Below are 19515 nucleotides of genomic sequence, written 5' to 3'. Positions count from 1 at the left end.
AAGGCGACGAAGCGTTCTGGCAAGACACGAGCTACCGATGCGGGAAGCGACGCGGCTGCCCGCTTCTACTACAAGGGCAATCGCCTGAAGCAGCTACGAGCCTTCGTCTACATCACCCGCCTGGGCACCCTCACGCGTGCAGCGGAAGCACTGTTCCTGTCTCAGCCATCGGTGAGCCTGCAGTTGAAGGCGCTTGAGCGGGAATTGGGAGCTCCGCTCCTGGAGCGGACCCGCCGTCGCGTCACCCTTACCGATGCCGGAGAGGCGCTCTACGAGATGGCCCGCCCACTCGTGGAAGGGCTCGAGAATCTGGACCGCGAGTTCCACACGAAGACTCGCAGTTCCCAGGGAGGGAGGCTCACCGTGGCGGCGGGCTCGTCCACCATCCAATACCTGCTCCCTGAGCTGGTGAAGGCCTATCGCGAGCGCTACCCATCGGTGCACCTGCAACTGGCCAACGTCACGGGCAAGGATGGGCTCGCTTTGCTGCGCGCCGACGAAGCGGATATCGCCATCGGCTCGATGCTCGATGTGCCGAACGACATCGCGTGGGCACCGGTCTATCACTACGACCCGATGCTGATCATGCCGCCGGATCATCCGCTCGCCTCGCTCGACGACATCCGGCTGGAGGACCTGTCGCCGTACGGGCTGATCCTTCCACCCCAGCGGCTGACCACGTTTCGCCTGGTCGACATGGTGTTCCAGCAACGGCACGTGCCGTACACGGTGGCGATCGAAGTGGGTGGCTGGGACGTGATCAAGCAGTACGTGGCGATGGGGCTGGGCATATCCATCGTCACCGGCATCTGCATCACGGAAGCCGACCGTGAGCGCCTGGCCGTGCGCAACCTGCGCCAGTTCTTTCCCCAGCGCAGCTACGGCGTCGTCATGCGCAAGGGCAAGTTCCTCAGCCCGGAAGCGCGTGCGTTCATCGACCTGATCCGTCCCGGCTTGCTGACGCATCGCGATTACGACGAGTCGGGGCATTCGGAACGATGAGATGCCAGATGGTCACGCGTGCACATCGATACGTGGATGCTTACGAAGATAGGCGATGACCTCGGTTAGGCCGCGAGCCGCGGCGCCGGCCTCCGCATACCAACGTCCCGATTCAGCGGAAGGATATCTTCCTGTAATGGCTCCGGAGCGCTTAAGACCTTCCTGCATAGCGTCTATCAGGTTGAACGGAAGGTCATCTGAAAGCTTGTCTGCTCGTGGCCGCCTTGCAAGCAGGAATTCACTGGCGGTGTCCTCGGAAATCTTCCCTTCGTCAAACAACCGCGTCGCGACGCGCGCCAGTTGGCTGGGCCTGACCTTCGTCAGGTCTAGGTTTCTCAGCATGCTTCGAAGGTCACCGGACATTCCTTCCGTTGTCCTCGTGGCGTCTTTCTTGCCTCGCGGCCCGCTACCCAGATCCCGGAGTGTCGGTGCTGGTGGCAGCTTCGCGGGTGCCAACGGTTCGGTCGTCATGCAGTTACCTCGACGGTCAAGCCGTGAGGATGTCCAGGCTGCAGAGGGCGTGGTATCGGCCACTTCCATGAACACCTGTGGTCTTTACCTGAGAAGCCCCGTCGTACTGCTTCGTCGCTCCCTTTTCAGAAAGTCGTGTCGGATATAGGTGTCACCAATGTCAGGCGAGCAAGGGAGAGGCTCATCGGTGCTTAAAGTGTCTCATGCGCATTCGGCGCCCATCTGGAGCTATACGATGACCTCGTTCCGAAGACTGACGACCTTGTTTGCCATAACACTCCTTCCGTTCGTCGCAGTGGGTGCTACGGCTGCTGACGCGCGGGCTGCTACGGGTACGGGAAGGCATTGCCCTTTCAATCTTCCACAGAAGAACTCAGTCGGGACTCTCGTCAACGGACAAAGTGGAATCGTCGTTCAGTGGTCGCTGACATGCACAGGTCCCCTGGCAGCGGCCACAAACGGCGGTACGCTGGTTCTGCAGGTCGCAAACGGATCAGGATGGGATACCGTGCGGCGAGGCGCATCGATAAGTATGCCTGCGCTTGGTCCCGGCTCTTACCGGTTGGTGATCCAGAACATCGGCCAGGCGAGGATCAGCTACAACGTCAGCTACCGGTACGGGTTTGGTTGATCTTCATTTTGCCTAAACGCCGCGGTGCTTGCCGCGGTACCCGGCGAACATGGCGCGAATGGAGGCGAGATCGCCCTCGATGTCCGCACTGGCATTCACCAGCGGGCCCACCGTGAACGTCTTCGTCGGGTAATCGATGAAGACGGTCTGGATGGGAACACCAGCGGCACGGGCGATGCGCAGGAAGCCGGACTTCCACTGCTTCACCGCCTTGCGCGTGCCTTCCGGTGCGATGCCAAGCCACATCTTGTCGTGCGTGGCGAACCGCTCGACCATCTGGTCCACGACGTTCGTCGCCGCGGAGCGGTCGATGGGGATCATGCCGAGGCGGCGTACGATGGGGCCGAAGGGGCCATTGAGCACCTCGCGCTTGATCATCACGCCCAGGTCGAGGCCGATCGCCGACTTCATCAGCAGGCCCCACACCCCATCCCAATACGACGAATGGGGTGCGCCGATGAGCACCACCTTGGGCACGTCGGGCAGTTCGCCGACGAGGCGCCACCCACTCACGCCGATCGCCCAGCGGCAGAAGCGTTTCCACCACGAATCGGGCAATGAGGGAACCTGGGGCGGCAATCGCTCGGGAACCCCGGTCACTCGTGGCTCCAGTCGCGCGAACGCGTGCGCTTCACCTGGCCACGCTGGGTCTTGCCGGTGAGACGCCGTTCCTTGGAGGCACGCGTCGGCTTCGTCGCGACGCGCTTCTTCGCCACGACCGTGGCCTCGCGCAGGATGTCCGCGAGGCGGTCGCGGGCATCGTCACGGTTACGTGCCTGGTCGCGGAAGCGCCGTGCCTGGATGACGAGGACGCCGGCATCCGTCATGCGACGGTCGCGGCGCGCCAACAAGCGGGCGCGCACCTCCTCGGGGAGCGAGGGCGAGCCAGCCACGTCGAAGCGCAGTTCCACCGCGCTTTCGGTGCGATTGACATGCTGCCCGCCGGGTCCGTCGGCACGCGTGAAGCGCTCGATCAACTCGGCGTCGGGAATGGCGATGGAGGGGGTCACGATGAGCATGGCGGAACGGATTCTAGCAGCGGCACGACGCTTGGCATGCTGCGGCGCGATGCATATACGGTGTCGCGCCAGTTCGTGAAGGCTTTCGTCCATGCGAAGCGTTCGAGCAACTTGAGCCAGGTATCGTCCAGGCTGGCTTGCAGCGTCAGTTGCCTGCCGTCCACGGGATGCACGAACGACAAGGCGGCGGCATGCAGGAGCAACCGGTGCGAGGCGAAGTGTTGCTTGAAAAGGCGATTGTGGTCGCCTCGACCATGTTGGCTATCGCCGACGATCGGATGATGGATGTGGGCGAAATGCTTGCGGATCTGCCGGAACCGGCCCGTACGCGGCTCCGCCGCCGCGAGTGCATAGCGTTGCTTTTCGTAGCGCCCCAGCGGAATGTCGACCTCGATCGTGGCAAGGCGGCGATAGTCGGTGCTGGCATCACGCCGCGGTCCGGTATCGCGCGAACCGGGCAGGGGATAGTCCACCGTCCCTTCCTCCGGCTCCGGCCATCCACGTACCACGGCGAGGTAGCGCTTGCGCACGCTGCGGCCCATGAACTGCTCGCCAAGCTGGCCCGCTACCTCAGGAGAGCGGGCGACCAGGAGCACGCCGGAGGTGGCACGGTCGAGGCGATGCGCCAGGTGAAGGCGTCCCTCCACCTGCTCGCGCAGAAGATCGATGAGGAAGGCGTCGTCCGGACCCACGAACTTCGAGCGGTGCACGGCCAGGTTCGCGGGTTTGTTGACGGCGACGATGTCGTCGTCCTGATAGAGGATCTCGAGCACGGTGGTCAGGAGGTACGACGCGGCCAGCCGGCGGCGAAGGAGGCCAGCCCCGCCAGTCCGGCGACCACGGCGGGCCACATGCCGCGTGGCGCGAGCGTCCCGACCAGGGCGGCGAAAACCAGGAGCGCGGCGCCGAGCAGGCTACAGGCCACGAGCCGGCGCATCCGTCGCGCATCGTCGCGAACCATGGCCAGGGCCAGGGGATCGGCCACCTGTTGGCGCTGGCCGCTGGCCACCTGGCGCAAGGCGTCCCGCACCAGTTCCGGTATGCGCGGCGCACTGTGGATCCATTCCGGCAGGCGCCGCCGCACATCGCGCAGCGTGGCGCGCATGCTGTAACGCTCGCGCAGAATGCGCCGCAAGACCGGATGCGCCACCGCCCAGATGTCGATTTCCGGATCGAGCATGCGCCCCACGCCCTCGATGTTGAGCAGGGTCTTCTGCAACAGGATCAGTTGCGGCTGCAGCGTGAGTTCGAAACGTCGCGCGGTCTGGAACAGCTTCACGACCAGTTCCGCGATGGAGATCTGCGCGAGCGGCCGGGTGAAGTACGGTTCGCACACCGTGCGCACCGCCGCTTCGAGTTCATCGATGCGGACGGTGGCGGGCATCCATCCCGCCGCCACGTGCAACTGTGCGATGCGCGCGTAATCCCGTTCGAACAGCGCGATGAAGTTCTCCGCGAGCCAATACTGGTCCGCTTCCGGCAAGGAGCCCATGATGCCGAAGTCGAGCGCGATGAAGCGTGGCTCGTCCACGCGCGACGTATCGACCCAGATGTTGCCGGGGTGCGCGTCGGCGTGGAAGAAGTTGTCGCGGAAGACCTGTTCGTAGAACAGGCGGACGCCCTTGGCGGCGAGACGCTTGCGATCGAGGCCGGCCTTGTCGATCGCGGCGACGTCGTCCGCGCTCACGCCGTGCACGCGCTCCAGGGTGAGTACGCGTTCGGTGCTGTAGTCCCAGTGCACCTCGGGCACGTAGAGGTCGACACCACTGGCGAAGTTGCGCCGCAGCAGGCTGGCACTCGCGCCTTCACGCTGGAGGTCGAGCTCGTTCGAGAGCATCTTCTCCACTTCGGCGACGACTTCGAGCGGACGGATCTTGTCCGCGTTCGGATGCCAGCGCTGGGCCAGCCCACCGAGTGCATGCAGCAGGTCGACGTCGCGGGCGATGCGCTTGTCGATGCCGGGACGCAACACCTTCACCACGACCTCGCGACCATCGTTCAAGGTGGCGGCGTGCACCTGGGCGATCGAGGCGGAAGCCAGCGCGACCTCGTCGAACGAGGCATACAGCACGGTGACCGGCGCCTTGAGTTCGCGCTCCACGATGGCTCGCGCTTCGGCGCCGGGGAAGGGCGGCACCTGGTCCTGCAACAGCGCGAGTTCGTCGGCGACATCGGACGGCACGAGATCGCGGCGCGTCGACAGCACCTGGCCGGCCTTCACGAAGATCGGGCCGAGCTCGGTGAGCGCGAGCCGCAGGCGCGCTCCGCGGGGCAGGCCACGCACGTCGGCGGACGGTTTCGGGAAAAGCGGCCGGACGAGCTTCAGGGGACGGAAGAGATGGGCTCCGTCGACGAGTTCGTCGAGCTGGTACTTCAGAAGGACCGCGGCGACGCGCAGCAGGCGGGGAACGAGCCGCAGCGACGTCATGCGCCGCGTCCCTTCAAGGCGCGCTCCAGGCGCGCAAGGCGCGCTTCCGCGCGCTCGGCACGTTCGCGCACGGCATCCACGCCATCGAGGAAGACGTCCATCTCGGCGGGCGCCACCGCCACGCGTCCTTCGTCGCGCAACCAGTCCGCGGCGTCCTCCGTGAGATGCGCGGCCGACTCGCGGGCATGGCCGAGCGCCTCGCGCAGGGCCTTCGCCAATGGCACGCCGATCACGTCGCCGAAGGTTTTCGCGAATGCCTCCTCGACATCGGGCGCATATTGCCGCGCCAGGCGTTCGAGTCGGCGGGCCAGTTCGGCGTCACCCGCGATGTCCACCTTGCCGGGTGCCACGCTGTCGTCGTCGCGGCGCAAGGCCATGGCCAGCAAGCTGCCCGGCGACGCGGTGACCCGGAGGCTACCGCCGTCTTCCGGCGGGCCGACCCGGAGGCTGCCCTTCTCGACGGAGATACGCAGGGCCAGCTCCGGTCCACTGAGGTACACCTGGACACTGCGGCCATCCAGAACGTCGAGGCGCGCCCGGGTGTCCGGGTCGAGGTCCACGGCGCGGTTGAGCGCGGACTCCATGGCCCGTCCGGCGAGGACGCGCAGCGGGCGGGGCAGGAAACGGTTGGGGCCGGCGTCGGCCGCGGGGCGATCGGAGGTCATGCGCCGGATTGTAGCTTGCCCGTACCGGCCGTTCGTCAGGGCTACGGTGTCGCGCCTTCGAAACCGGCCTGGCGCCAGGCTTCGAAGACCGCCACGGCGACCGCGTTGGAAAGGTTGAGGCTGCGGTTCCCCGGGCGCATCGGCAGGCGTATGCGTTGGGTTTCAGGGATGTCATCGATCACTTCGTCGGGCAGGCCCGCCGTCTCGCACCCGAAAAGGAGGGCATCGTCCTGGGCGAAGGCCACATCGGTGTGCAGGCGGCGGCCGCGTGTCGAGAAAGCAAAGACGCGGGGATGGCCGATGGCGGCGAGACAGGCCTCGAGGTCGTCGTGCACGGCCACTCGGGCGAACTCGTGGTAGTCCAGGCCGGCGCGGCGCAATCGGGTGTCGTCCAGCTCGAAGCCAAGCGGTCGCACCAAGTGCAAGGCCGCGCCGGTATTGGCGCACAGGCGAATCACGTTGCCCGTATTGGGAGGTATCTCGGGTCGGAACAGGATGACATGGGGCATGCCCCCATTATGAGGCCGCGCGTGGGCAAACGATGCCATCGGGCGGCAGCGCGCAAGCGGTCGCCGTCGTGCTGACGGCCGTGCCGACGCCGGCGAGCTGGATGGGATTGCCGGAGTAGGTCAGCATGTTGCCGAGGATCAGGCCACAGACGAGCAGCGAGGCGACCAGCAGGCTGCGCAGCATCAGGAGTTCGTGTTTCATGGTGTATATGCCTTGATTCATGGTTATCGAAGGGATCAGAACATCTGTGCGAGGGTGAGGCCGCAGATCAGCATCGAGGTGACGAGCAGGCTGCGGAGCATCAGCATTTCGTACTTCATGGCGTTCTCCTCATCTGGCGTCGGGTCGAAAGCCACCCGGCTTGGCAGGACTAGTAACGCAAACGCCGTGCCAGCCTTTAAGAGCGTGCAATCAGCTGATTCGCATGAGGTTTGTCAGGTGGGCCCGCGATACTTTCCTGTCCGCGGACACTGACCACCCGTAAGCGGACACCGTCCGCACCCTGTCCGAGTGCCGATTGCGCCGGAAGGACGGCGCGGGCTAGCCTCACGGGGATCGAGGCCACGAAGGCCCCTGAGGAGCCGTACATGAAGCGTCCCTTCGCCCTGCTTGCCGCAGGGCTGATTTCCCTGGTCGGTGCCGCCACTGCGGCCCCCGCGTCGTCCGACGCGATTCCCGACATCGCCTACACGCGTTTCCAGTTGTCCAACGGTCTCACCGTGGTCGTCCACGAGGACCACAAGGCCCCGGTCGTCGCGGTCAGCATCTGGTACCACGTGGGCTCCGCGGACGAGCCCACGGGCAAGACCGGGTTCGCCCACCTGTTCGAGCACCTGATGTTCTCCGGATCGGAGAACCGCAAGGGCACCTACTTCCAGCCTTTCGAACGGGCGGGCGCCACCGACATGAACGGCACCACGTGGTTCGATCGCACGAACTACTTCGAGACCGTGCCCACCACGGCGCTCGACATGGCGCTGTGGATGGAATCGGATCGCATGGGGCACCTGCTCGGCGCGATCGGCCAGAAGGAACTGGATACCCAGCGTGGCGTCGTGCAGAACGAGAAGCGTCAGGACGAAAACCGTCCGTATGGCCGCGTGGACGAGAACGTCCTGGTCAACACCTATCCAGCGAACCATCCCTATCATCACGACACGATCGGCTCGATGGCGGATCTCGACGCCGCCTCGCTGGCCGACGTGAAGAAGTGGTTTCACGATTACTACGGCGCGGCGAACACCACGCTCGTGCTCGCTGGCGACATCACCGTCGCCCAGGCGAAAGCGAAAGCCGAGGAATACTTCGGGGATATCCCGGCGGGGCCGCCGGTGCCGCGCCAGCAGCCGTGGATCACCCCGCTGACGACGTCCACGCGCGGCGTCCAGCATGACCAGGTCGCACAGACGCGCATCGTGCGTACGTGGATCGTGCCGCAGCTGGGCAGCGACGATGCCATCCAGCTCGATCTCGCAACGACCGCGCTCGGCGGCGGCAAGACCTCTCGTCTCTACCAACGCCTCGTCTACCAGGACAAGCTCGCCGATGACGTCAGCCTGGGTATCGCGCCGTTCGCGCTCGCCAGCCAGGTGCAGCTCACGGTCGACGTGAAGAACGGCGTCGATCCGGCGAAGGTCGAGGCCGCGGTGGCCGACGTGTGGAAGGAGTTCCTCGCGCACGGCCCCACCGCCGACGAACTCGTCCGCGCCAAGGTCGCCAACCGGGCCAGCTTCGTCCGTGGCCTGGAAAAGGTCGGCGGCTCGAGCGGCAAGGCGGTGATCCTGGCCGAGGGCCAGGTGTACCGTGACGATCCGGAAGCCTACAAGAAGGACCTCGCGCGGGCGCAGGCGGCCACCGTGGCCTCCGTGCTTTCCGCTACGAAGACATGGCTGACCAAGGGCGACTACACGCTCACCGTCCTCCCCGCCGCGCCGGGTTTCGATCCTGCCGCGGAAGACAAGGCGGTATCGGCGCTCGGTCCCGCGCAGGGGCGCCCCGCAGCGGTCACACCGCCCGCCAAGCCGTATGCCGTGGCGAAATCCGCGGTGGATCGGTCCAAGGGCGTACCGCCGGTCACGAGCTTCCCCGACCTGGTCTTTCCTCAGCTGCAGCGCGGCAAGCTCAAGAACGGCATCGAAGTGGTGCTGGCCGAGCGCCACACGGTACCGGTCACGCAGGTGCAGTTGCTGTTCGATGCCGGCTACGCCGCCGACCAGGGCCGCAAGCTCGGCACGGCCAGCTTCACGTCGGCGCTGATCGAGGAAAGCACCAAGACGCTGGACTCGGTCGAAGTCGCCCGTCGCAAGGAGCGCCTCGGAGCCTTCGTCAGTTCCAGTTGCTCGCTGGATACCTGCGGGGTGGGCCTCAATGCCCTCAACTCGGAGTTGAAGCCGTCACTGGACCTGTTTGCCGACATCGTCCGCCACCCGGCGTTCAAGTCGGACGATATCGAGCGTGTCCGTGGCCAGTGGTTGGCCGGCATCGCCCAGGAAAAGACCGAACCGACCGGACTGGCGTTGCGCACGCTTCCGCCGCTGCTCTACGGCAAGGGCCATGCCTATGGCATTCCCTTCACCGGCAGCGGGACCGAGAAGGCCATCGCTTCGTTGACGGCGGACGACCTCGCCGCTTTCCAGCGTGATTACCTGCGCCCGGACAACGTCCGCATCCTGGTGGCGGGCGACACGACGCTGGCGCAGATCCTGCCCCAGCTCGATGCCGTCTTCGGTGACTGGACGCCACCGGCATCCGCGGTGCCGAAGAAGAACATCGGCCAGGTCGCGGCGCAGGCGAAGCCGCGAGTGTTCCTGATCAATCGCACCGACGCGCCACAGTCGCTCATCCTCGCCGGGCTGCTCGCCCCCTCCACGAAGGCGAAGAACGCCATCGACCTCGGCATCGCCAACGGAGCGTTCGGCGGTACCTTCACGTCGCGGCTCAACATGAACCTGCGCGAGGAGAAGCGTTGGGCCTATGGCGCCGGCAGCATGCTTTCCGATGCGCAGGGTCAGCGTCCGATGCTGTTCTACGCACCGGTGCAAACCGACAAGACCGCCGACTCGGCTGCGGAGATCCTCAAGGAAGCGAAGGCGGTGATCGGGCCGAAGCCGTTGACCGACGACGAGATCGCGAAGATCCGCGCCCAACGTGTCCGCGCCCTTCCAGGTAGCTTCGAGACGACGGGCGCCGTGCTCGGCGCCATGACCGGCATCGTCGTCTACGACCGGCCCGACGACTACGTGCAGACGTTGAAATCGCGCATCGAAGGCGTCGACCGCAAAGCCGCGGAGGACGCGCTCGCGGCCGTCATACGGCCCGATGCGTTGACCTGGGTCATCGTCGGCGACCTGCGCAAGATCGAGGCACCCGTGCGTGCGTTGAACCTTGGCGAGGTGCACGTGGTCGATGCCGATGGCAATCCGGTCAAGGCAAGCCACGCCGGCGCTTCGACGGGCAAGGCCCACGGTGCCCCGGCCGCATCGCCGGAAAGTAAGTAAAGCGTCGGCGAGGACGTGAGCGAATCGCGTTCTCGCCGACATCCGTTAGCATATGCCTCGATTGTTTCCCTGGAGTTCCCCATGCGCAAAGCCTTCGTCCTTCTCGTTCCGCTCGCCCTCTCGGCCTGCACCTGGGGCATCAAGCTCGACGACGGCGCGCGTAACGTGCGTACCGCCTGGAACGGCGATGTCGGCAGCTGCAAGGAGCAGGGCAAGGTCACGGTGTCGGTCATGAACCGGGTCGGCCCCGTCGATCGTAGCGATCTGAAGGTCCGCGACGAACTCGAGGTGCTGGCCCGTAACGAGGCGGCGAAAATGGGTGCCGACACGATCAAGCCGCTCGCCGAACCCAACGAGGGATCCCAGCCGTGGGGCGCCTATAGCTGCGGTAACCGCGCCGTGGAGCCTGTGCGTGGCAATACCCCCCCGCCGCCGCAGAACACGGCCCCGCAGGGTGGCTTCGAAACCGTTCCGCTGAAGAACTGATCCGGCGGCGCCACGCGCGCCGCTCCTTATTCCTCGACGGTCGGCTCGTTCTGCGAATACGCCACCTTCCCCTGGCGGAGTGCTTCGACGAGCGACGTGACTTCCCGCACGACCAGCTCCGGTCGATCCACGTGGATGTAATGGTCGCTGCCTTTCGCGATGACCCGACGGGAAAGCGGTGACAGCTGTTTGCTCTCCTCCTGCATCTGGTCCCACACCAGCGAGTTTGCCTTCGCGACGTCCGCCGGCCAGTTCGGCGGCATGGATGCCGGGTCCCTCGAAAGGATCAAGACGGGCAGGCCGGGGAAGGGGCCCACATGACGCGTCTCTTCGCCGGACTGTCGCACGGCGTCGAGTTCGGCTTCCAGCGCGTCGAACTGCGCCGGATCGCAGTTGTTCGCCTGAATGATCTGGCCGTAAGCCCCGAAGCCGGGGGGCACGCTGGAGCAATCCCCGTGCAGGCGATACCAGCCGACTGTCATCAGAAACTTCTGCCAGGGCATCCGGGCTCGTTGGCCGTCCTGGATGGCGACCAGGGACTTCGGTACGCGGTCATCCTGGAGGGGCGTGGCGCCGTCGATGAAAACCAGGGCGGCCAGGTCGCTCGTGTACTGCCTTGCATAGCTGCGCAGGTACAGGCCCGATATCGAATGGCCGATGAGCACGAACGGCTTGTCGATACCGGCAGCACCGACCAGATCGTGCAGTTGCGCGGCGAGCGTGTCCGCATCATGCGGCCCCGGCGTCATCTGGCTCAGGCCAAAGCCGCTGCGGTCGAATGAACAGACCCGCGTGACTTTCGCCAGCGCGGGCTGGACCTTCAGCCACGTAGTGAAATCGTCGCCCAGGCCTGTGCTCAAGACGATCGCGGGAGACCCGGTCCCGAGACAGTGGACGTGCGCGTCGTAGCCGCCGACTTTGTAGATCTCGCCAGGAGCGTGCGCGGCGGCCCGTTGCCTGCTCAGCGCGAGCCGGTTGTAGGTCGCACCTGCGGCAAGGAGCAGGATGGTCAGCGACAGAATGCTAAAGGCCGTCATGACGAGGGCTTTGCGCATACGATTCCCCTGTAGATGACGCCTCACGCTATGCCCTGATCGTTGGTCTGGTCAGTGCGGGAAGTCACGAGGATCGTCGGTGGTGGGAGTCGCCCAAGGTTAATGCGCCCCTAGACAATAGGTACGACCGCGAGATGGACAGAGGGGGACGTCCTTACTTCGTGCTGAAAGCTGCGAATGGTGAGATTGTTGGCACGAGTGAAAGCTACTCGTCTTCTCAGGCCATGGAACACGGGATCGCCGTAGTCAAGACGATCGCTCCGAATGCGCCTGTTGTAGACGAAAGCTAGGTTTCTCCGGGCACTTCTTGATCCCGCCGAGAATAGGTTTTGGATATGGACCCCGTGGCGACTCACTGCGGGTTCCTTTTGCGCTCGCCGTCGCGGCTGATAGCGTCGATAGATCGCAAGGTATCTGGAGCGAGCTGCGCCGATGCGGTCCAGGGGATTGATGATGCAAGCGCAAGGATGTAGCCGGCGGCGGTGGTTCCAATGCGCATATCGTTGTTCCGAATGAGGATGTGGGCGGCGCGGGGAACTCGTTCCTTATGGTGGTGTGTTGTTCGACCAACACATCTGTGCCGAAAGGCACGCCTCTCAAGCATTGGACCGATTTCTAGAGCGTGCATGCAAATTCCCGAAGTTGATGCACGCCCCGTTGAAACGAGCGGCCGACGTGCGCGGGCCGACGCCCTCGTAGGATCGTCGCGCGGTCGGATCTTCCGACGGGCAACAATTACCGCTATTGAATATACATAACTGAACTATATACTTATGAGGTAACCATCGCGGGTACCTCACCATGCACCGTTTCGCCCCCACCGAAGCTCGCCTTGATATCACCCGGGCAAAATACCCGGAGTTCCCGCGTGGGCCGGCCGCGCTCATGCGCCTGGTCAAGCATCTCTTCAAGGACATCACCGACGAGGCGAACGCGGTGATGCGTCCCTATGGGCTCAACCATCCCGAGTACAACATCCTGATGATGTTGTACGGCTCGCCGGAGAACAGCCTGCATCCGTCGCAACTGGCGGATGCGGCGGGCGAGAAATCCGCGAACGTCACGCGGCTCACCACCCAGCTTTGTGAAAAGGGGTACATCGCCCGCTCGGGAAGCGACGAGGATCGCCGCAAGGTGACGTTGACGCTCACCCCGCAGGGTGTCGCCCTCATCGAAAGCTTCCTCCCCGATATCGTCACGCTGCTTCACCGGCAGACGCGCAACCTCACCGCAGGCGAACAGGGGCAGCTCGAAGGTCTGCTCAAGAAGATGCTCGCCGGGTTCGGGGACTGACCGAGCGCGTCATGTCCGCTTCCGACCTCTCAACCAGCGGTCCTGTCACGCGACACGTCGTCGCCGAGACACTGCGCGAAGAAGCCTCGGTATGGCTGTTCGTGGTCAAGACCCTGATCGCGTTCTTCCTGACCGGCTGGATCGCCATGCGACTGGACTTGCCCGCGCCGTCCACGGCGATGCTGACCACGATCATCGTCGCCAACCGGCAAGCCGGCATGGTGCTGGCGAAAAGTTTCTACCGTGCCCTCGGTACCCTGGCAGGCGCCACGGCGGCGGTCGGCATCGTCGCCGCGTTCCCGCAACAGCGCGACCTGTTTCTCCTTGCCCTATCCCTGTGGATCGGCATCTGTGCCGGTGGTGCCACGCTGTACCGCAACTTCAAGTCATATGCCTTCGTCCTAGGGGGTTACACCGCCGCCATCGTCGCTATCCCGGTTATCGAGAACCCCCCGGGTGTGTTCGACTCGGCCACGGCGCGCATCAGCGAGGTGTTGCTCGGCCTTCTGGTCAGCGGGGTCGTCAGCGACGTCATATTCCCGAGCCGCATGCGTGACGTACTGCGTCGTACGGCGCGCGACCAGTTCGCCCATTTCGTGGCCTTCGTCCGCGATAGCACGGGTGGCGCCATTCCACGCGAATCGATGGAGAAGGCGCACCTGCGCTTCGTGTGCGCGGCGGTCTCGCTGGAAGACCTGCGCAGTTCCGTCATCTTCGAAGATGCCGAAGCACGCGCACGCAGCCATCACCTGCGTCTTTTCAATCAACGCTTCATGGCTGCGTCGACCAGTTTCCAGTCGCTGCATCACCTCATCAATCGCTTGAAGCGGGCACATCGTGACGCCACGGCGAGCCTGTTGATTCGTCTGTACGCTCCCCTCGGCGCCGCGTTGGACGCGCCCATCGAAGCCGGTGCGGCGGCCCGCGTGCTCTTGCCACGGCTGGCGGCCGCGCGCGAAACGATGCGAGATAACACCGGGCCATTGCGAGACACCCTCGGCGATACGCAGGACCTGCGTGACTTCGACACGGGTGCCGCGCTGCTTCTGCGCTTCGTCGATGAATTGCACGATTACGTGGACGCGGCGGCCACTTTGCAGGCCCCGCGCGTCATCGCCGCGTCGGCCGAGCGCGTGCGCTTCGATCGCGGTAACGATTTTCTCGGTGCAGGTATCGCCACCGTTCGTACGACGCTCACCATGCTCGTGCTCGGTGCATTCTGGATCGGGAGCGCGTGGCCCATGGGCTCGAGCGCGATGCTGCTCGCGACGGTCTTCGCCGGACTCTTCGCCACCACGCCGAACCCCACGAGGGTCACCTGGCTGGTGATGCTCGGTTACCTCTCGGGCATGGTCGCAGGTTTCGTCTGTGAGTTCTTCGTGCTGACGCAGCTGGATGGATACGGTTTGCTCGTGGTCGGCGTCGCGCCTTTCCTCGCCGTGGGCCTGGTCATGATGATGACCCAGCGGTTCGCATCGTATGGACTTGGCTGGGCCATGGGCTTCGCCTACATCCTCGCCCTGAAGAACGTGCAGACCTACGATCCCTCGCATTTCATCAACGATGCGATCGCCCAGGTCGTCGGGCTTGGTGCGGCGGCCGTGTCGTTCGTGGTGATTCCCCCGGCGATCGGTAGCGCGTGGTTGCGCCGTCGCCAGTTGGCCCGGCTTCGCGGACAGGTGGCGCTTGCCGCGGAGGCGCCGCTGCCGGGCCTTCGCCACCGTTTCGAGAGCGTCAACCACGACCTGGTGAGCCAGGTGGTCGCGCAGACCGAGCCGGGCAGCGCCGACTCGCGCGCGCTGATCGCCTGGGCCCTGGCGGTACATGAAACTGGTCGCGCACTGATCGAACTTCGCCATGACATGGCCCGTCGTGAACTGCCGGCCACGTTGCGTCCCTACCTTGAAGACGCGCTGGGCACGTTGTCTCGCTTCTACGAGAAACCCGATGCGCGAGGCTACCTGCTGGCGCGCGACGCCGTCGCCACGGCGATCGCCAGCGTCGGGGAGCACGACGGCGTCGCACACCTGCTCGAACACCTTCATCTCGTGCGCATGGCATTGCTCGACGGCGAATCCATCCTCGCCGCGTACATGCCCGATGCGCCTCTCGGCAAGGAAATCGCCCATGCCTCGTGAGATCGCCCTCGGCGACGCCCTCGTGCCGGGGTTGCTCGTCTTCTTCGTCCTGGCGTTGCTCCTGTTGTGGATGCTCGACGGGCTGGCCGGCCGCTTCGGCTTGTACCGTCTGGTCTGGCACCCGCCGTTGTTCCGCCTCGCTGTCTTCGTCTGTGTCTTCGGCGCCCTGGCGCTGTTCCTGTACTGAGTGATCCCGCCATGAAATTCGCCAGTCTCATCCGTTTCGCCGTGACCGCCGTGGTCGTCGTCTTCGCGGCCTTCGTCGGTCATGCGCTGTGGAAGCACTACATGTACTCGCCGTGGACGCGTGACGGGCGTGTGCGTGCGGAGATCGTCAGGATCGCGCCCGACGTGGCGGGTCTCGTGACCGACGTGCGCGTCATCGACAACCAGACGGTGAAGAAGGGCGACCTGCTCTTCGTCGTCGACAAGGCGCGATACCAGAACGCGGTCGCGCAGGCGCAGGCCAACCTCGATGCCGCCGAGGCCTCCGCACGCGCCGCGGGCGCGAACATCAACGCCGCCACGGCCGGTGCCCAGCAGAGCAGGTCGAATTACGAGATGTACGAAGCGCAGTCGGAGCGCCGGCAAAAGCTGATCAACAACGTCATCTCCGCCGAGGACAAGGCCAATGCCATGGCCGCCGCGAATGCTGCGCGCGCCGGCTGGCAGCAGGCGCAGGCGAGCACGAAGCAGGCCAGCGCCGCGCAACAGCAGGCGCTGGCCGCCGTGGCCCAGGCCCAGGTGGAACTCGCTTCCGCGCAACTCAACCTCGACCGGACCGAGGTACGCGCGCCGGTGGACGGGTACGTCACCAACCTCGATGTCCGCGTTGGAGACTACGCCAGCGCCGGTGCGGCACGGCTCGCCCTGATCGACAGCAGCTCGTACTGGATCTACGGGTACTTCGAGGAAACGAAGCTGCCCGGCTTGCATGTCGGCGACCCTGTCGACATCCGCCTCATGAGCGGTGGGGTCAACCTGAAGGGTACGGTGGAGAGTGTTGCGCGGGGCATCACCGATGCCGACAACCCGACCGGCAGCGATCTGCTTGCGGATGTGAACCCCACGTTCAACTGGGTTCGCCTGGCCCAGCGCGTGCCGGTGCGCGTGAAGATCGATACCGCACACCTGCCGCCCGGAACGGTGCTGGCGGCCGGCATGACGGCCACGCTCGTGGTGCGACCGTCAGGTGGCGAGGCGGTGGCGTCTCGTTGAGGTACGCCGCTAGTCTCAGGGACCGGCTGGAGCGAGGCGCTTCAGGCGCAAATCCAGCCATTTGTCCACGTCGGGCCACTCGGTGGCGAGGATGCTGTAGCAGACCGTGTCGCGCAGGGAACCGTCGGGGCGCCGCTTGTGGGCGCGGAGGATGCCCTCGCGCCGGGCGCCCAGCTTCTCGATGGCGCGCTGGGAGTCCTGGTTGTAGGCGTCGGTATGGAACTCCACCGCGACCACCCCCTCGTTCTGGAAGGCGTTCGCCAGCAGCAGGTGCTTGCACGCGGTATTGACATGGCTGCGCTGCCAGCGCCGCGCATACCAGGTGTAGCCGATGGCCACGCGGAACGGATCGGGCACGATGTCGTAATACCGCGTGGAGCCGACGATCTCCCCGCTGCCGTTCTCTCGAACGACCCATGGCGACATCCGCCCCTCGTCCTGGCCGCGCAGTGCCGATTCCACGTAGTCGGTCATGCGGCCCGGGGCGGGTACGGAGGTGAACCAGAGGTCCCATAGGTTGCCGTCGGCGGCGGCTCGCTCGAGCGGGCCGATGTGCGCGAGGGCCAGCGGTTCCAGGGTGACGTAGGCGTTTTCCAGGCGGGCGGGGATCATGGATGGCTCAGGCGTCGAGGTCGGGGATCAGCCGGCTTTCGATCCGGGCGATGGTGTCTTTCAGCAGCAACTTGCGCTTTTTCAGGCGGGTAAGCTGAAGCTCGTCGCGGGTGATCGCCGCCGCCAGGTGCTCGATGGCGGTGTCGAGGTCGCGGTGCTCCACCTTGAGCTCGGCGAGGCGCTGGTTGAGTTCTGCTGGGTCCTGAACCTGCATGGCATTGGGCCGGACGGCGAGGGAAGAACCGATTGTAACTCCGGGCGAGCGGGCCCGCAGCGGCTACAATAGGGGACCCGTCCCGCCCGAAGCACTCGCCGCACCATGTCCGCCTCCCCCGAAGCCACGCGCAAGCAGACCTACGAAACAGGCAAGCTGGCCAAGCGCCTGCGTCGCCAGGTCGGCCAGGCGATCGCCGATTTCGGCATGATCGAGGACGGGGACAAGGTGATGGTGTGCCTTTCCGGCGGCAAGGATTCCTACACCTTGCTGGACATGCTGCTGTCCCTGCAGGCCAAGGCGCCGGTCCGCTTCGAACTCATCGCGGTCAACCTCGATCAGAAGCAGCCCGACTTCCCCGAGCATGTGCTGCCGGAATACCTCAAGGCGCGGGGCGTTCCCTTCCACATCATCGAACAAGATACCTACAGCGTCGTGACCCGGGTCATCCCCCAGGGCAAGACGATGTGCAGCCTTTGCTCACGCATGCGCCGCGGCGCGCTGTATCAGTGGGCGGCCGACAACGGCATCACGCGGATCGCGCTCGGCCACCACCGCGACGACATCCTCGGCACGTTCTTCCTGAACATGTTCTACCAGGGCAGCCTGAAGGCGATGCCGCCGAAGCTGCTGTCGGACGATGGGCGCCACGTGGTGATCCGCCCGCTCGCGTATTGCCGCGAGGACGACATCGCAGCCTATGCCGAGGCGCGGGCATTCCCGATCATTCCCTGCAACCTGTGTGGTTCGCAGGAAAACATGCAGCGCAAAGTGGTGAAGCGCATGCTGGCCGACTGGGAGAAAGCCCATCCCGGTCGGAGCGAAACCATCTTTCGCGCGATGGGCAACATCGCCCCGTCGCAATTGACCGATCGAAACCTGTTCGACTTCGCCGCCCTCGGCTCACGCGCCGACGCTCCACGCGCCGACACGCGCGCTTGGCTCGCAGGTGGCGACGCCGCCGACGACAACGACTGATCATCTCCCTTCACACGCTTCAAGGCCCGCCGATCATGACCCTGTTCTCTTCCGTCGAACTCGCGCCGCGCGATCCGATCCTCGGCCTCAACGAAGCCTTCGGTGCCGATACCCGTACCGACAAGGTCAATCTCGGCGTGGGCGTGTACTACGACGAACACGGCCACGTGCCGCTGCTGCGCGCCGTGCGCGAGGCCGAGAGGGCGCGGCTGGAAGCCCAGTTGCCACGCGGCTACCTGCCGATCGACGGCATCGCGTTGTACGACAGCGCCGTGCAGAAGCTGCTTTTCGGCGAGACCTCGCCCTTGCTGGCCGACCGGCGCGTGGTCACCGCACAGGCGCTCGGCGGCACGGGCGCATTGAAGGTCGGCGCCGACTTCCTGAAGCGGCTGAACCCGTCCGTCCCGGTGGCGATCAGCAATCCGAGCTGGGAAAACCACCGTGCCTTGTTCGAAGGCGCGGGCTTCCAGGTCGTGGAATATCCCTATTACGACGCCGCGACGCATGGGGTGGACGTCGAAGCCATGCTCGGCGGGCTGGCGACGTTGCCCACCGGCGCCATCGTCGTGCTGCACGCCTGTTGCCACAATCCCACGGGTGTCGACCTCGGCTCCGACGACTGGAAGCGCGTGATCTCGACGGTAAAGGAGCGAGGCCTCGTGCCTTTCCTCGACATCGCCTACCAGGGCTTCGGTGACGGCATCGCGGCGGATGCCGAGGCGGTGCGCCTGTTCGCCGAGACGGACATCGCGTTTTTTGTCGCCAGCTCGTTCTCCAAGTCGTTCTCCCTGTACGGCGAGCGTGTCGGAGCGCTGTCGATCGTCACGGCGTCGCATGACGAAGCGGTGCGTGTGCAGTCGCAGTTGAAGCGGGTGATCCGTACCAACTACTCCAATCCGCCGACGCACGGTGCCGCGGTGGTGTCCGCCGTGCTCAATCACGACGACCTCCGCGCGACGTGGGAAGCCGAGCTTGGCCACATGCGTGAGCGCATCCGCACCATGCGCAGCGGCCTGACCGAGCGCCTGGCCAAGGTCGGCGACTTCGGGTTCATCGAGCGCCAGCGTGGCATGTTCTCGTATTCGGGGCTGTCGGCGGGGCAGGTCGAGCGCCTGCGCGTGGAATTCGGCATCTATGCCGTGAGCACGGGCCGCATCTGTGTCGCCGCGCTCAACCAGGGCAATATCGACCGCGTGGCCGAAGCCATCGCCCGCGTCGTCTGACCCCCTGACAAAACCCTTTCGCCGGTGGGCGCACAGCGCCCGCCGTGGCCATCCCTTCGCATGAGATCCATCGAT

The 19515-nt window shown here is 65.3% G+C and carries 21 protein-coding genes; 10 read left to right on the top strand and 11 right to left on the bottom strand.

Features of this window, described 5'->3' with window-relative positions; translation table 11 throughout:
- Window positions 1-84: 84 nt before the first annotated feature.
- Entirely contained in the window at window positions 85-1002 is a 918-nt protein-coding gene (locus J2T07_RS05925; RefSeq protein WP_306849492.1) for a LysR family transcriptional regulator, read from the top strand.
- Window positions 1003-1014: 12 nt separating this feature from the next.
- Here J2T07_RS05925 and J2T07_RS05920 read toward each other — a convergent pair whose 3' ends face one another.
- From J2T07_RS05920 to J2T07_RS05885, 8 genes are all read right to left on the bottom strand, one after another.
- Window positions 1015-1473, bottom strand: coding sequence for a hypothetical protein (locus J2T07_RS05920; RefSeq protein ID WP_306848173.1), 459 nt, complete (start codon window positions 1471-1473; stop codon window positions 1015-1017).
- A 643-nt stretch (window positions 1474-2116) separates the two neighbouring features.
- Window positions 2117-2704 carry a 1-acyl-sn-glycerol-3-phosphate acyltransferase gene (locus J2T07_RS05915; RefSeq protein ID WP_306848172.1) on the bottom strand — a complete coding sequence of 196 codons (588 nt, stop codon included), beginning with the start codon at window positions 2702-2704 and terminating at the stop codon, window positions 2117-2119.
- The gene (gene arfB / locus J2T07_RS05910) at window positions 2701-3135 is read right to left on the bottom strand and encodes an alternative ribosome rescue aminoacyl-tRNA hydrolase ArfB (protein ID WP_306849490.1); all 435 of its coding nucleotides are present in this window, start codon (window positions 3133-3135) and stop codon (window positions 2701-2703) included. The genes J2T07_RS05915 and arfB overlap by 4 nt, the downstream gene beginning before the upstream one ends.
- On the bottom strand, window positions 3111-3896 hold the full coding sequence (locus J2T07_RS05905) for a pseudouridine synthase (protein WP_306848170.1): 786 nt from the start codon (window positions 3894-3896) through the stop codon (window positions 3111-3113). Before J2T07_RS05905 ends, arfB begins: the two co-directional genes overlap by 25 nt.
- A 5-nt stretch (window positions 3897-3901) precedes the next feature.
- On the bottom strand, window positions 3902-5551 hold the full coding sequence (gene ubiB / locus J2T07_RS05900; protein WP_306848169.1) for a ubiquinone biosynthesis regulatory protein kinase UbiB: 1650 nt from the start codon (window positions 5549-5551) through the stop codon (window positions 3902-3904).
- Window positions 5548-6216: a ubiquinone biosynthesis accessory factor UbiJ gene (locus tag J2T07_RS05895; RefSeq protein WP_306848167.1), complete on the bottom strand. Its 669-nt coding sequence runs from the start codon at window positions 6214-6216 to the stop codon at window positions 5548-5550. Before J2T07_RS05895 ends, ubiB begins: the two co-directional genes overlap by 4 nt.
- 41 nt (window positions 6217-6257) lie before the next feature.
- Window positions 6258-6725, bottom strand: coding sequence for a tRNA (cytidine(34)-2'-O)-methyltransferase (locus J2T07_RS05890; RefSeq protein WP_306848165.1), 468 nt, complete (start codon window positions 6723-6725; stop codon window positions 6258-6260).
- Window positions 6726-6732: 7 nt separating this feature from the next.
- A complete protein-coding gene (locus J2T07_RS05885) occupies window positions 6733-6927 on the bottom strand; it encodes a hypothetical protein (protein ID WP_306848163.1) in 195 nt (64 codons plus the stop codon).
- A 386-nt stretch (window positions 6928-7313) separates the two neighbouring features.
- Here J2T07_RS05885 and J2T07_RS05880 point away from each other — a divergent pair, with 386 nt between their 5' ends.
- Together J2T07_RS05880 and J2T07_RS05875 are read left to right on the top strand one after the other, a co-directional pair.
- On the top strand, window positions 7314-10223 hold the full coding sequence (locus tag J2T07_RS05880) for a M16 family metallopeptidase (RefSeq protein WP_306848162.1): 2910 nt from the start codon (window positions 7314-7316) through the stop codon (window positions 10221-10223).
- 81 nt (window positions 10224-10304) lie between these two features.
- Window positions 10305-10709 (top strand): DUF4156 domain-containing protein, encoded by a 405-nt coding sequence (locus tag J2T07_RS05875; protein ID WP_306848160.1) that lies wholly within the window; start codon window positions 10305-10307, stop codon window positions 10707-10709.
- 26 nt (window positions 10710-10735) lie between these two features.
- Here the strand turns inward: J2T07_RS05875 and J2T07_RS05870 are convergent, their stop codons facing one another.
- The gene (locus J2T07_RS05870; protein ID WP_306848157.1) at window positions 10736-11764 is read right to left on the bottom strand and encodes an alpha/beta fold hydrolase; all 1029 of its coding nucleotides are present in this window, start codon (window positions 11762-11764) and stop codon (window positions 10736-10738) included.
- A 134-nt stretch (window positions 11765-11898) separates the two neighbouring features.
- Here J2T07_RS05870 and J2T07_RS19115 point away from each other — a divergent pair, with 134 nt between their 5' ends.
- From J2T07_RS19115 to J2T07_RS05850, 5 genes are all read left to right on the top strand, one after another.
- Window positions 11899-12054: a YegP family protein gene (locus tag J2T07_RS19115; protein ID WP_430539317.1), complete on the top strand. Its 156-nt coding sequence runs from the start codon at window positions 11899-11901 to the stop codon at window positions 12052-12054.
- Between the two features lie 511 nt (window positions 12055-12565).
- Window positions 12566-13057, top strand: coding sequence for a MarR family winged helix-turn-helix transcriptional regulator (locus J2T07_RS05865; protein ID WP_306848155.1), 492 nt, complete (start codon window positions 12566-12568; stop codon window positions 13055-13057).
- A gap of 11 nt (window positions 13058-13068) precedes the next feature.
- Window positions 13069-15195, top strand: a complete 2127-nt coding sequence (locus J2T07_RS05860) for an FUSC family protein (protein WP_306848153.1) — start codon at window positions 13069-13071, stop codon at window positions 15193-15195.
- The gene (locus tag J2T07_RS05855; RefSeq protein ID WP_306848151.1) at window positions 15185-15382 is read left to right on the top strand and encodes a DUF1656 domain-containing protein; all 198 of its coding nucleotides are present in this window, start codon (window positions 15185-15187) and stop codon (window positions 15380-15382) included. The genes J2T07_RS05860 and J2T07_RS05855 overlap by 11 nt, the downstream gene beginning before the upstream one ends.
- A gap of 11 nt (window positions 15383-15393) precedes the next feature.
- A complete protein-coding gene (locus J2T07_RS05850; RefSeq protein ID WP_306848149.1) occupies window positions 15394-16413 on the top strand; it encodes a biotin/lipoyl-binding protein in 1020 nt (339 codons plus the stop codon).
- A gap of 15 nt (window positions 16414-16428) precedes the next feature.
- Here the strand turns inward: J2T07_RS05850 and J2T07_RS05845 are convergent, their stop codons facing one another.
- Window positions 16429-17025, bottom strand: a complete 597-nt coding sequence (locus J2T07_RS05845) for a GNAT family N-acetyltransferase (protein ID WP_306848147.1) — start codon at window positions 17023-17025, stop codon at window positions 16429-16431.
- Window positions 17026-17032: 7 nt separating this feature from the next.
- The gene (locus J2T07_RS05840) at window positions 17033-17239 is read right to left on the bottom strand and encodes a YdcH family protein (RefSeq protein ID WP_306848145.1); all 207 of its coding nucleotides are present in this window, start codon (window positions 17237-17239) and stop codon (window positions 17033-17035) included.
- Between the two features lie 105 nt (window positions 17240-17344).
- Here J2T07_RS05840 and ttcA point away from each other — a divergent pair, with 105 nt between their 5' ends.
- Window positions 17345-18217, top strand: a complete 873-nt coding sequence (gene ttcA / locus J2T07_RS05835; protein ID WP_306848143.1) for a tRNA 2-thiocytidine(32) synthetase TtcA — start codon at window positions 17345-17347, stop codon at window positions 18215-18217.
- Between the two features lie 35 nt (window positions 18218-18252).
- Window positions 18253-19440: an amino acid aminotransferase gene (locus tag J2T07_RS05830; RefSeq protein ID WP_306848141.1), complete on the top strand. Its 1188-nt coding sequence runs from the start codon at window positions 18253-18255 to the stop codon at window positions 19438-19440.
- Window positions 19441-19515 lie beyond the last annotated feature (75 nt).

Origin of the sequence: Luteibacter jiangsuensis (assembly GCF_030812295.1) — a bacterium.
Taxonomy (GTDB): domain Bacteria; phylum Pseudomonadota; class Gammaproteobacteria; order Xanthomonadales; family Rhodanobacteraceae; genus Luteibacter; species Luteibacter jiangsuensis_A.
This window is presented reverse-complemented; position numbering and strand designations above follow the sequence as displayed.